General features: G+C 32.3%; 11 protein-coding genes. 10 read left to right on the forward strand and 1 reads right to left on the reverse strand.

The window, feature by feature from the left end:
• Window positions 1–2: 2 nt before the first annotated feature.
• The 10 genes from ACGHJ8_RS03295 to ACGHJ8_RS03340 all read left to right on the forward strand — a co-directional run bounded on the left by ACGHJ8_RS03295 (window position 3) and on the right by ACGHJ8_RS03340 (window position 11,093).
• Entirely contained in the window at window positions 3–1,529 is a 1,527-nt protein-coding gene (locus tag ACGHJ8_RS03295; RefSeq protein ID WP_390541670.1) for a hypothetical protein, read from the forward strand.
• Between the two features lie 15 nt (window positions 1,530–1,544).
• The gene (locus ACGHJ8_RS03300) at window positions 1,545–3,470 is read left to right on the forward strand and encodes a V-type ATP synthase subunit I (protein WP_390541672.1); all 1,926 of its coding nucleotides are present in this window, start codon (window positions 1,545–1,547) and stop codon (window positions 3,468–3,470) included.
• Window positions 3,471–3,496: 26 nt separating this feature from the next.
• Window positions 3,497–3,922, forward strand: coding sequence for an ATP synthase subunit C (locus tag ACGHJ8_RS03305; RefSeq protein WP_087358415.1), 426 nt, complete (start codon window positions 3,497–3,499; stop codon window positions 3,920–3,922).
• Between the two features lie 24 nt (window positions 3,923–3,946).
• Window positions 3,947–4,255 carry a V-type ATP synthase subunit F gene (locus tag ACGHJ8_RS03310; RefSeq protein ID WP_087244118.1) on the forward strand — a complete coding sequence of 103 codons (309 nt, stop codon included), beginning with the start codon at window positions 3,947–3,949 and terminating at the stop codon, window positions 4,253–4,255.
• 12 nt (window positions 4,256–4,267) lie between these two features.
• The gene (locus tag ACGHJ8_RS03315) at window positions 4,268–4,864 is read left to right on the forward strand and encodes a V-type ATP synthase subunit E (RefSeq protein WP_087296816.1); all 597 of its coding nucleotides are present in this window, start codon (window positions 4,268–4,270) and stop codon (window positions 4,862–4,864) included.
• Window positions 4,865–4,881: 17 nt separating this feature from the next.
• Window positions 4,882–6,633, forward strand: a complete 1,752-nt coding sequence (locus tag ACGHJ8_RS03320; protein WP_087305219.1) for a V-type ATP synthase subunit A — start codon at window positions 4,882–4,884, stop codon at window positions 6,631–6,633.
• A gap of 14 nt (window positions 6,634–6,647) precedes the next feature.
• Complete coding sequence (locus tag ACGHJ8_RS03325; RefSeq protein WP_087244121.1) at window positions 6,648–8,096, forward strand: V-type ATP synthase subunit B; 1,449 nt, start codon at window positions 6,648–6,650, stop codon at window positions 8,094–8,096.
• Window positions 8,089–8,733, forward strand: coding sequence for a V-type ATP synthase subunit D (locus ACGHJ8_RS03330; RefSeq protein WP_087244122.1), 645 nt, complete (start codon window positions 8,089–8,091; stop codon window positions 8,731–8,733). Before ACGHJ8_RS03325 ends, ACGHJ8_RS03330 begins: the two co-directional genes overlap by 8 nt.
• Before the next feature lie 83 nt (window positions 8,734–8,816).
• Window positions 8,817–9,230 (forward strand): hypothetical protein, encoded by a 414-nt coding sequence (locus tag ACGHJ8_RS03335; protein WP_211961995.1) that lies wholly within the window; start codon window positions 8,817–8,819, stop codon window positions 9,228–9,230.
• 24 nt (window positions 9,231–9,254) lie between these two features.
• Window positions 9,255–11,093 carry a glycerophosphodiester phosphodiesterase family protein gene (locus ACGHJ8_RS03340; protein WP_211961994.1) on the forward strand — a complete coding sequence of 613 codons (1,839 nt, stop codon included), beginning with the start codon at window positions 9,255–9,257 and terminating at the stop codon, window positions 11,091–11,093.
• Between the two features lie 18 nt (window positions 11,094–11,111).
• Here ACGHJ8_RS03340 and asnB read toward each other — a convergent pair whose 3' ends face one another.
• Entirely contained in the window at window positions 11,112–12,908 is a 1,797-nt protein-coding gene (gene asnB / locus ACGHJ8_RS03345; protein ID WP_390541676.1) for an asparagine synthase (glutamine-hydrolyzing), read from the reverse strand.
• Window positions 12,909–13,016: the final 108 nt, after the last annotated feature.

Consider the following 13,016-nt stretch of genomic DNA (forward strand, 5'->3'; position numbering starts at 1 on the left):
ATATGGCTATAGAAGAAATGATATTGTTAAATATGACTTTTGATCGTCGTGATTTAGATCAAGTCTTATTTACACTCAAAGATTCCAAGTACTTTTATCCTCAACCTGCTTCAAAGATTGTCAATAATGTAAAAGGTGTTCATGCATTATTTGAAGATAGTGCTTATACAAAATTATTGGATCGTTTGATTCAGGTTGCATCTGATATGAAGTTGGATTTGAATAAAGATTTAGCTCCTGATAAAACATTAAATTTTGATAAAACAAATCAATATTTAAGTGAATTGGAAGCTGAAATTAAAAAGATTAAAGATGTTCAAGATCAATTAATAACGGAAAAAGATGAAAATGAAAAAACATTGGAAATCTTAAAGAGAATGACTTTAAGTGAAGTCAATCTTGATCATTTATTAGATTGTCAATATGTGAAAGCCAGATTTGGACGTTTTCACAGACAACATCTTGATAAAATTAAATATTATGAGGGTCGACCATTTATTTTTAATAAATTAGGTGAAGATCGTCAGTATGTATATTGTTGTTATATTGTGACAAACAGTTTACTACTGGAAGTTGACAATATATTTAAAGCGTTAGGGTTTGAAGAAATTGTGATTCCTTCATTTGTACATGGTAAAGTTGATGATGCAAAAAAGGAATTAGAAGAAGAAGTTCATGCGATGGAAGAATATATCTTACGTATGGATCAGAAAATGACAATTTTAAGAGAAACACACAAAGTTGATTTGTTGAAGTTATATTCAACTGCTTTGTTCTTACAAAGAATTGAATCATTTAAGACTTTTGTAGTGGATTTCCAAAGCAAATGTGCGATTTATGGATTTATTCCAAAACGTATGATTGGTGAATTTAAGGATATGTTAAAACATATTCACGGTATGGAATATCAAGAATTACCTGCAGATATTTTAGATCATCAGGAAATCATTGCACCAACAGTTGTGCATAATGCGAAAATTGTCAGACCGTTTGAAATATTAAGTAAGGTGAAACAAACAGATATCATTGATACAACGATTGCTGTGGCAGCACTTTATTATATTATTTTCATTATCTTCTTGGGGGACTTAGGAGTTGGAGCTGTATTAGCACTGCTTGGACTTCTTATGAGAAAGAAAAAAATGGGAAGTTTACTTCTATCACTTGGTGTAGCGACACTGCTTGGAGGACTTATTTATGGAGATGTTTTCTATACAATTAGCCTCTATCCAGCAATAGCATTACCATTATCAACAGTTTATAAACTTGTTGATGGAATACTTCTTCTCATTGTTGGAACTTATACAATTGGTGCATTTAAGAAAATGTATTTGGAAAATTCAACAATGGAAAAAGTCCTTTCCATGAAGGGAGTTTGTGGTTTGATTATTGTTTATGCAATTTTAGTGTATTTTGGTTGTGTATATGAAGCACATATCAATTTACCAATTATGCCATTTGCTATTGTGATTGTTGCTTGCCTTGTGTTTGTTTTAGCAAAATCAATTTTAAAGAAGAAAGCAGTATAAGGAAGGGAGAAATATATGGCAATAGCAAAATTAAAGCTTCTGGAAATTGAATTTCCAGCACAGCAATATGATGCTGTATTATTGAAGCTGATTAATCTTGACAATTTTCATCCTGAACCTGCTTCTAAATTTGCTGATTCAGTACAGGGATTATCAGTATTAAATCGTGAAAATCCTTATGCTGATTTAATCGCAAGAATGGAAGAAGCGAGGGATAAATATCGTCTTCAATTAAAAAGCACAGATGTTGATAATGTTCGTATGAATATTATTCAAGCTGATACATTCTTCTGTAATGTATTAGAAAAAGCTGCACAGATTGAAAAAGTCAAAGAAGATTTATTAACGATGATTCAAGAGAATGAAGCAACGATTGCTCAATTAGAGCATATGATTGATGCAAATATTGATTTTGATAGATTATTCTCTTGTAAATATTTACAGATTCGTTTTGGGCGTTTACCAACAATGAATTTAGATAAATTAAAATATTATGGAGAACAGAAATTCTTATTTAAAGTTTTACATAAAGGAACAAAGGAAACATATTGTAGTTATATTGCAACTGCAGATAATGCTCCTGAAATTGATAACATCTTTTCTTCATTGTATTTTGAACGTATTCATATTCCTGAATTCGTACATGGTAAACCTAGCGAAGCATTAGAAGTTTTAAAAGAAGAAGACGACACAGCTAAACAATATATTCAAGTGCTTGATCAAAGAATTGAAAAACTGTTTAGTGAAAATATGGAAGAAATGAATCATATTTATTCAGTTTCTAAAAAATTGAATGAAACATATGATGCTCAAAAATATGTCGTTGTCTTTGGCAAAAATGCCGCTGTATATGGTTTTGCTGAAGAAAAAGATGCAAAGAATATTAAAGAAGAATTTGAACAGTTAGATGATGTCAAAGTAGAAATCAGTTCAGCTATGAGTGATTCACGTTTGACACCACCTACAAAATTAAAAAACAACTGGTTTTCAAAACCATTTAGAATGTTTGTGGAAATGTATGGTGTGCCATCATACACTGACTTTGATCCAACCAATTTAGTGGCTATTAGTTATACTTTCTTATTTGGTATGATGTTTGGTGATATTGGACAAGGGATTGTCTTATCATTAGTTGGATACTTCTTCTATAAATGGAAAGGTATGCAATTAGGTGCAGTTGGAATGCGTTTAGGTATTTCAAGTACGATCTTTGGATTTGTTTTTGGTTCTATCTTTGGTAGTGAAGCATTGTTTGAACATTTTATGGAACCAATGTTTTTACCAATGGAATCAGAAAATACGATGACATTATTAATGGCAGCCATTGCGACAGGGGTTGTATTGATTATCATTTCTATCGCATTTAATATCTTCTTGAATATTAAGAAGAAAAACTGGGGAGAAATGTTGTTTTCACAAAATGGTGTCGCTGGACTTGTATTCTATGTATCAGTTCTATTATTAGTTGCCAATATGCTTGTGGGAATGAATTTACCTCTTGGTGGACCAGTCTATATTGTTTTATTGATTGCAATGCCAGTCGTGATGATTTTCTTAAAAGAACCGTTATGTCATAAACTTGAAGGGGAAAAGATGTTCCCACATGGTTTTGGGGCTTTCTTTACAGAAGCGTTCTTTGAATTATTTGAAGTTATGCTGACATTCATTGCTAATACGATGTCATTCTTACGTGTAGGTGGATTCGTTTTATCACATGCCGGAATGATGATGGTTGTTTACACATTAGCTGAAATGGTTGCTGGAGGTCCAGGTATCATTAACTTTGGATATATTTTAGTAGCTATTATTGGTAATATCTTCGTTATGTGTTTGGAAGGTATGATTGTTGGTATTCAGGTTTTACGTTTAGAGTTCTATGAAATGTTCTCACGTTATTATGAAGGAAAAGGAAAACCTTTCCATTCAATTCAAGAAAAATAAAAAGAAATATTTGGAGGAAAAAAATTATGAATTTAATGATGTTTATTTTACCTGCTATTGCTGTTGTTTTATTATCTTTACCATTAGTCAAAATGTTTACTTCTAAAGTAAGCAAAGAAAGTGCAAAATGGCGTTTATTAACTCATGTTGGAGGATTCTTTGGAGCTGTTGCTTTAACTTTATGTTTATCAATGGGTTCAGCATTTGCCGCTGAAGGTGCTTCTATTGTTGGTACAGTTGCTCAAGGTATGGGATTTCTAGCTGCTGCATTAGCAACTGGATGTTCTGCATTAGGTGCAGGTATTGCCGTTGCTGCTGCTGCTCCTGCTGCTATTGGAGCTTTCTCTGAAAATGATAACAACTTCGGTAAAGCATTGATCTTCGTTGCCTTAGGTGAAGGGGTTGCCATTTACGGGTTATTAATTTCAATCTTAATTATCAACGCTTTATAATTTTTACAAGAAAGGTCTGATTATATGAAATTTTTCTTAATCAGCGATAATATTGATACATTAATGGGACTAAGACTTGTAGGTATTGAAGGTGTGGTTGTGCATACAAGAAAAGATTTTCTTGAAGTTTTACAGTCAAAGATGAGAGATTCATCTATTGCGATTATCTTAGTGACTACAAAATTAGTTGATATGTGTCCAGATATTATATCAGAGATTAAATTAAAACAACAAAAACCACTCATTACAGAAATACCTGACCGTCATGGAAATTCTAAGATTGGTGAAACAATCGACGGTTATGTATCTGAAGCTATTGGAGTGAAATTATAGGAGAGATAGATTATGCAAAATATTGATCAAGTATTTCTCTATATGAAAGATGAAATTGAAAGACAGGCAAAAAGCGAAGAACAGGCAATTTTAAATGAAGTGAAAGCTCTTGAAGATGAAGCTTATGAATCTATGAAAGCAGAAGCCAAAAGAGATGCTGATTTAAAATTGAAACAGGAAGAAGAAGAAATGAGTTCTAACGCTTCTGCAGAAATTTCTGAAAGTCATATTGAAAGAACAAAAAAATTAATTGAAAAAAGAGATGAATATGTGAAAAACATCTTTGATCAGGCACGTGATGAATTAAAAGCTTTTGTCAAAAGTGATGAATATTTACCTTTTGTAGAAGCAAAAATAAAGAAAGTTGCTGCTGATTTTAAAGATTCTAAGTCTATCATGTATGTATCTCATGATGATTTCAAAAACAAAGATGCGTTTGTGAAAGCTTTTGGAACTGATATTGAAGTTCAAGCAAGTGATGATATTCAAATTGGTGGATTTATTCTTGAAAATAAAGCATCTTCTTTAGTTGTTGATGAAACTTTAGATTTTGCTTTAAATAATCAAAAAGATTGGTTTAATAAAAATTCTGGATTAATTATTAGATAGAAACGGGAGGTATGAGTGTGAATGAAAATGTAATTTATTCAATCAATGGTCCCGTTGTTACAGTCAAAGATACAGATGCCTTTTCTATGTTAGAAATGGTTTATGTTGGTAATGCGAGATTGATTGGAGAAGTTATCTCTATCAAAAAAGAATTAACAACAATTCAGGTTTATGAAACAACAACAGGATTAAAACCAGGAGAACCTGTGTATGGAACTGGACAACCTATTTCTGTTACTTTAGGTCCTGGTATCTTAAGAAATATTTTTGATGGTATTGAAAGACCACTAGAAGAAATTGCAAAAGAATCTGGTGCTTTCATTCCAACTGGTAGCCATGTTGATCCATTGGATAAAAATAAATTATGGGATGTCACAATGGTTGCAAAAGTCGGTGATGAAGTCAAAGGTGGAGATATTTATGCTACAATTCCTGAAACTGACTTAATCACTCATAAATGTATGGTATCACCATATACAAAAGGAAAAGTTATTGAAGTGGCTCCATCTGGACAATACAAAATTGATGATGTTGTCATGAAAATTGAAACGGCAGATGGTGAAATTGTGGAATGTACATTAACACAAAAATGGCCAATCAAACAGGCAAGACCGGTTACAAAACGTTTACCAATTTCAATGCCATTAGTGACAGGACAACGTGTTATTGATACATTGTTCCCAATTGCTAAAGGTGGAACAGCTGCTATTCCAGGAGGATTCGGTACTGGAAAAACAATGACTCAGCACCAATTAGCAAAATGGTGTGATGCCGATATTATCGTTTATGTAGGTTGTGGAGAACGTGGTAACGAAATGACTCAGGTTCTTGAAGAATTTAGAGAATTGATTGACCCTAAATCTAACAAACCTTTAACAGACAGAACAGTATTGATTGCTAATACTTCTAACATGCCAGTTGCGGCTCGTGAAGCTTCTATTTATACAGGGGTCACACTTGCTGAATATTATCGTGATATGGGATATCATGTTGCCATCATGGCAGATTCAACTTCTCGTTGGGCAGAAGCGTTACGTGAAATTTCTGGACGTTTGGAAGAAATGCCTGCTGAAGAAGGATTCCCAGCATACTTGCCATCACGTTTATCACAATTCTATGAACGTGCGGGATATATGAATAACTTAAATGGAACAAAAGGTTCAGTCACAATCATTGGTGCCGTATCACCACAAGGTTCTGACTTCTCTGAACCAGTGACTCAAAATACAAAACGTTTCGTACGTACTTTCTGGGCATTGGATAAAGCTTTAGCTTATGCACGTCACTATTTTGCGATTAACTGGAATCAAAGTTATAGTGAATATATTCCTGATCTTGAAAGATGGTTCAATAAAAATGTTGATCCAAAATTCTTAAGAGATCGTCAGGAATTATCAAGTATTTTAGCTGAAGAAACAAAATTAATGGAAATTGTCAAATTAATGGGTTCTGATGTTTTACCAGATGATCAGAAATTAGTGATTGAAGTTGCTAAATTAGTACGTGTTGGTTACTTACAACAAAATGCATTCCATCCAGATGATACTTATGTACCATTAGAAAAACAATTAAAGATGATGGAAGTCATCTTATACTTATATAAACGTGGTAAAGAAGTTGTCAGTGCTGGAAAACCAATTCGTTTGATTTTGGAAACAGGTATTTTTGATAGAGTTGTCAAAATGAAATATGATGTTCCTAACAATAATTTAGCTTTATTTGATGATTATTATAAAGAAATTGATGAAGCAGTTGCATCTATTGACTAAAGGAGGAAAATGTGATGAGTCTACAATATGTAGGGTTGAACGAAATTAATGGTTCATTAGTCGTATTAGATCATGTTAAAGATGCTTCATATGACGAAATGGTCGAATTACAATTAAAAGATGGTTCAACTCGTTTAGGACGTATCGTTCAAATTGAAGGAGAAAGAGTTGTTGTACAGGTTTTTGAAGGAACAAACTCTTTATCTCTTGCCAATACAAAAACAAGATTATTAGGTCATCCAATGGAACTTCCTGTATCTAAGGAAATCTTAGGACGTGTGTTCTCTGGAGCAGGAAAACCAATTGATGGTCTTGGAGAAATCTATGCAGAAAAATCTATGGATATTAACGGTCAACCATTAAATCCAGTTGCTCGTGTTTATCCAAGAAACTATATTAACACTGGTATTTCATCTATTGACTGTTTAACAACTTTGATTCGTGGACAGAAATTACCAATCTTCTCAGGTTCAGGTTTACCACACAATCAATTAGCTGTACAAATCGTTAAACAGGCCAAAGTTAAAGATGATGATGGTAGTGGATTTGCAGTTGTCTTTGCGGCAATGGGTGTTACAAATGACGTTGCTGAATACTTCAGACGTTCTTTTGAAGAAGCTGGGGTTATGCAAAGAGTTGTTATGTTCTTGAACTTGTCTAATGACCCAATCATTGAACGTACATTAACACCACGTTGTGCTTTAACAGCAGCTGAATATTTAGCTTATGAACATGATATGCATGTCTTGGTTATTTATACTGATGTCACTTCTTATTGTGAAGCTTTACGTGAATTCTCTTCAAGTAAGGGAGAAATTCCTGGACGTAAAGGATATCCAGGATACTTATATTCTGACTTAGCTTCATTATATGAAAGAGCTGGTATTTCTAAATCAGCAAAAGGATCAGTGACACAAATTCCAATTTTAACAATGCCTAACAATGACATTACTCACCCAGTACCTGACTTAACTGGATATATCACTGAAGGTCAGATTACACTTGATTCTGAATTGAATTCAATGGGTATTTATCCACCTGTCAGTGTGCTTCCATCACTTTCTCGTTTGATGAAAGATGGTATTGGTGAAGGATATACAAGAGCTGATCATTCAGATGTATCTAACCAGTTATTTGCAGCTTATGCACATGTTCAGGATGTTAAATCATTAACATCAGTTATTGGTGAAGATGAATTAACACCTGTTGATAGAAAATATATGGAATTTGGACGTTTATTTGAACAACATTTCCTTAACCAAGGTTTCAATACAAACAGATCTATTGAAGAAACATTAGATTTAGGATGGACTTTATTATCTGTTCTTCCTAAGAATGAATTAGATCGTATTGATAATGCGGTGTTAGAACAATTCTATGATCATGAAAAGGCAGTAGCTCAATTTGATCTTCAAGAAGATACAATGATTAAAGAGTTACAGCAGGCAGTAGATAATGGCTAATCAGGTCTTTCCAACAAAGGGGAATTTGATTGCTACCAAAAAGTCATTAGAACTCGCATATTTGGGTTATGACTTGATGGATAAAAAAAGAAATGTTCTCATCAAGGAAATGATGAATTTATTAGATGATGTCAAATTGATCAGAGATGATATTACAGATTCTTATCAAAAAGCTTATTATGCTCTTCAGGAAGCGAACATGTCACTTGGTATTATCAGTGATATTGTTGAAGCTGTTCCTATTGATGAAGGATTGAGTGTGACTTATCGAAGCGTTATGGGAGTCGAAATTCCAAAAGTAAGCTATGAAAAAACACCTCTTCGTCTAGGATATGGTTTTGAAAGAGCAAACTCTAAAGTGGATTATGCATATAGATGTTTCTATCATGTTAAAGAATTAACTGTGAAATTAGCAGAAATAGAAAACGCTGTTTATCGTTTAGCCAATGCTATTCGTAAAACACAAAAACGAGCTAATGCTTTGCAAAACATTTCTATTCCTGAATTTGAAAGAACAGTGAAATTCATTAGTGAATCTTTAGATGAAAAAGATAGAGAAGAATTCTCTCGTCAAAAAGTCATCAAAACGCAAAAAAATAAACAAGAAAGATTAAAGAAAGAACAAGGTCTTGAATGATCTTGTTTTTCTTTTATAGAATATTAAGAATTTATTAAGAAAGTTTTGCGTATAATCCACTATACTGTAAGTGGGTGATCAATATGAAAAGAAAAATACTTATGACAATCATTTTTATATTCAGTTTATCAACGATGTTTATGACCTGGTTTGGTGGATATAAGGGAGTGCAGGATGTATCAGGGTTTATTTTAATGAATAATCCCATTGCTGTTACATGCATGATGATTACGATATTTAGCATTTGGATGCATTGGGGATATACAAGTTATATACTATGCTGTATTGGACTAATAGGGATTATTGCAATGGAGATTTATGAGTTTTTGACATGGCATATTTTCCCATTTTCTGGGGTATTCAGTTTACGTTTAAGTTTAGAACTTTGTTATCCTCAATTTTATATTGCCCTTATGAGTACTATCGCAACTTTTCTCATTTACAAATATTATTTTTGGAAAAGAGATTTGACAAAGTGGCAGGATTATGTATCATAGTAGCTAAAGGGGATGGTCAGTGTGATGAAAAAATATGGATCTTTCATTAAGAATGTTTTACAGTTTACAATTATTTATAAGCTGATCATTCTTTTTTGTTTAAGTCCGATACTCAGACTTATTTTAAAGGAATATTTAAAGAAGGCATCAGTCAGTATTGCTTTTAATCAAAATATGATAGAAGTTTTTTTATCATTACCGGGAATCATTATATTTTTGATTTTAGTACTGACGATGATGCTTTTGATTTATTACAATCTGTATGTGATTATACAAATCATCACCTTAGAACATCAAAAACAATCTTATCAATTGAAAGAGATTGTTTTAAAAAGTATCATCAATTTAAAAACAATTCATAAACCAACTTTTGTATTAAGTGGTCTTTATATGTTGTTATTGTTACCTTTAGTTCATGTAGGGTATATTAATAATTATGTCCCTAGATGGGATATTCCATCTTTCATTTTAAATGAACTTCAATTAACCCTTCAAGGCCAAATTTTGATTGGTCTTATTTATTTATTTTATTATGGTTTATATATTATGATGATTTTTGTTCCACTTTATTTATTTTTAAAACAAATGTCTTTGATACAAGCTATAAAAAAAGGATGCCATTTACTAAAAACAATCACTTTTTTACAAAAAATAAGATTGTTGATGAGTATCATAGCGTGGGTGATCGTAGAAAATAGTATCATACATATCTTACCATACCCTCTTTTACATAATCGAGATTTTAATATTTATTTTGTAAAATATCTCATGCATTTTGCATCTTTTCGTTATAGTGTTATTCAATATATCATCATTTATCTTTTACAGATTATCGCAATGACTTTCTTTTTGAATTATCTTGTGTCATTATTTTGTCAGTATGAAAAAGAAATCATGACCATTCAACAACAGAATTTAGATACCATTCGTTTGCAACGATTGATCAGTCATTGCCAAAAAACAACAGGATACGCCTTATGTCAATTAAAACAATATTTTTCACAAATACAATGGATACGTACTTATCAAAAATATTTACGTATTATTTGTATCATTTGTATTTTTATTGTAGGGATTGTTTATTTTCATCAAGATTTAAGATTGCATAAGCCTTATGTAATAGGGCATCGTGGTTCAGGGTACGCTATTGAAAATACTTTTGAAGCTGTAGAAAAAGCTAATGATTATGGTAGTGATTTTGCAGAAATTGATATTCAGTTATCTAAAGATGGTATTCCAATTGTATATCATGATACAACAATGTCACGTCTATCCCATGTATCTACATCCGTTTCACAAATGACTGCCCAACAATTTGAAGATACAACATTACAATATGAAAATTATACAGCTCAACCTACGACATTAGAACATTTGATTCAAAAGATGCAAGATCATCATTTCAATATCAAATTATTAATAGAATTCAAAGCTGATCCTGAAAATTACCGTGAAATGGTCAATCAGGTGGTGAAAATTGTCAATCAATATCATATGGGTTCACAAACAATGTTTATGTCCCTGCATTATCCGACTGTATCTTATTTACATCATCTTTATCCTGAATGGTGGATTGGATACTGTATTTATGGAAGTATTGGAGATATTGATGCAAGTATATGGAATATGGATATTGACTTTTTAGCTATTGAAGAAAATCGAGCAAGTACTTCTTTAATTCAAAAAGCTATTTCACAAATGATTCCTATTTACATATGGACAGTAGATAATGAAAAGAAAATGAAACAGTATTTAGATATGGGAGTAAGTGGAATTATTACTAATGATCCTGATTTAGGAAGACAGGCTATTGATGCTTATCTACAAAAACATCCTCATTCATATTATGAAGATCAAATATAAAAAAGCAGGGTGACCTGCTTAAAATTCAAGTTGAATGTGATAAATTTTTCCCCATAAATAAATTTGATAGAAATAAGCCATGAGTTGGGGTCCCATCATAAGTTGTCCAAACCATGGAGCAGTTAGACTTTGACCATGAGATTGTATAAAACCATTAAGCTTTTGATAATCAAAAAATTGAAATAAAAGATTAGAAGGATCCTTTAAGGATTCTTTTAATTTGTTTTCGATAAGTTGAGCATAAAGTGGAGAATAGGTCTTAGGATAAGGATTCTTTTTACGATGTAAAATATCTTCTGGTAAAAAATCGTGAAAAGCCTGACGAAGAATACCTTTTTCTTCACCTTGAAAAAACATATAGTCCTCGGGCATATTATAAAGATATTGAAGTATTTTTGTAGAAGCAAAAGGGACACGGACTTCTAATGAAGCACGCATGGTTTGACTGTCAGCACGTGTTAAAAGTGTTTGCATAAACCATTGTGTATTGAGATAGATAAGCTGTTTTTTACGATTGTCAGTATGAATTTCTTGTAAGCTTTCTTGATAGCGTTGAATAATATAGTCTTTAAGGTTTAATTTTTGAACTTTTTCATTAAACATACTTAATCTCTGATCTAAATCACGCATCCAAGGGAAATAAGGCTGGTTATAGAGTTCTTCTTTATAAAACCAAGGATAACCACCAAAGATTTCATCAGCACATTCACCTGATAATGTGACTTTATGCTCTTTAGCGATTTCTTTAGAAAATAAAAGAAAACTTGCATCAATATCTGCCATACCTGGCATATCTCTGGCAATTAAGGCTTCTTTTAAAGCATCTATTAAATCTGTTTGCTTTAAAATAATATTGTGATGATGTGGTGTGTAACGTGTGACCATCTGATGAATATAGTCATCATCCATTGTTGTCTGGTAATCATAGGCATGAAAGTATTGCTCTTGATCTTCATAAGTGACGCTATAGGTAGAAAGTGGACACACATATTGTGAAGTAATGGCTGTAATAATGCTGGAATCTAAACCACCTGACAACATTGTTGATAAAGGAACATCGCTTAACAATTGATGTTGAACACTCTCTATAACAAGATGACGCACATGCAAAATCGTTTCTGGCAGATTTTCGTCATGGGATTGATCATGTAGTTTCCAATAACATTGAATGTGTAACTCTTTTTGAAAGTATAAATAATAGCCTGGTCTTAAGGAATAAATGTTTTTATAGACTGTTTGACCGGGTGTTAAACTTGGACCCAGTCCTAAGAGTTCTTTGACACCTTTTTCATCGACAACAGCCTGACCAAGATAGCTTAAAAGACTTTTGATTTCACTAGCAATAACCAATGTTCCTTCATGTAATGTATAATATAATGGTTTGACACCAAGAGGATCTCTTGCAGCGAATAATTTTTCACCATCATCAATTACAAATGCAAAAATACCTTCAAATAAATCAAGACAATGTTCCTGATATTCTATATAAGCAGCCAAAACAACTTCGCTATCACTCATTGTTTGAAATGTGTAACCTAACTCAATCAAATGATTTTTGATTTCAGTCATATTATAAATCTCACCGTTATATGTCATGCGATAAGTACGCTCATGATGCGTATATAAAAGAGGTTGTTGCCCATTCTTTAAATCAATAATAGCTAAACGTGTATGTCCCATAAGACAATGTGGTGTCATAAAATAACCCATATGATCAGGCCCACGCTTTTGTAAGAGCTTTGTCATTGTCATGATTTTTTCATCATAATCAAGTAAATGTTTTGAATAATTACAAATTGTGATAATTCCACACATAGATTTCACCCCATACAATGTATGAAATGTTTTTTGAAATATGAGAAAAAGATAAGACAAAGTTGAGATTTTAGAGGTGTTGATTTGTGGTATGATAGCTATGGGTGA

The organism is Massiliimicrobium timonense, from assembly GCF_042850985.1.
In the GTDB taxonomy this organism is placed as follows: domain Bacteria; phylum Bacillota_I; class Bacilli_A; order Erysipelotrichales; family Coprobacillaceae; genus Allocoprobacillus.

What these genes read in the sequence shown, in the direction of transcription:
- ACGHJ8_RS03295 (WP_390541670.1), top strand. Translation starts at nt 3, where the DNA reads ATGGCTATAGAAGAAATGATATTGTTAAATATGACTTTTGATCGTCGT.
- ACGHJ8_RS03300 (WP_390541672.1), top strand. Translation starts at nt 1,545, where the DNA reads ATGGCAATAGCAAAATTAAAGCTTCTGGAAATTGAATTTCCAGCACAG.
- ACGHJ8_RS03305 (WP_087358415.1), top strand. Translation starts at nt 3,497, where the DNA reads ATGAATTTAATGATGTTTATTTTACCTGCTATTGCTGTTGTTTTATTA.
- ACGHJ8_RS03310 (WP_087244118.1), top strand. Translation starts at nt 3,947, where the DNA reads ATGAAATTTTTCTTAATCAGCGATAATATTGATACATTAATGGGACTA.
- ACGHJ8_RS03315 (WP_087296816.1), top strand. Translation starts at nt 4,268, where the DNA reads ATGCAAAATATTGATCAAGTATTTCTCTATATGAAAGATGAAATTGAA.
- ACGHJ8_RS03325 (WP_087244121.1), top strand. Translation starts at nt 6,648, where the DNA reads ATGAGTCTACAATATGTAGGGTTGAACGAAATTAATGGTTCATTAGTC.
- ACGHJ8_RS03330 (WP_087244122.1), top strand. Translation starts at nt 8,089, where the DNA reads ATGGCTAATCAGGTCTTTCCAACAAAGGGGAATTTGATTGCTACCAAA.
- ACGHJ8_RS03335 (WP_211961995.1), top strand. Translation starts at nt 8,817, where the DNA reads ATGAAAAGAAAAATACTTATGACAATCATTTTTATATTCAGTTTATCA.
- ACGHJ8_RS03340 (WP_211961994.1), top strand. Translation starts at nt 9,255, where the DNA reads ATGAAAAAATATGGATCTTTCATTAAGAATGTTTTACAGTTTACAATT.
- asnB (WP_390541676.1), bottom strand. Translation starts at nt 12,908, where the DNA reads ATGTGTGGAATTATCACAATTTGTAATTATTCAAAACATTTACTTGAT.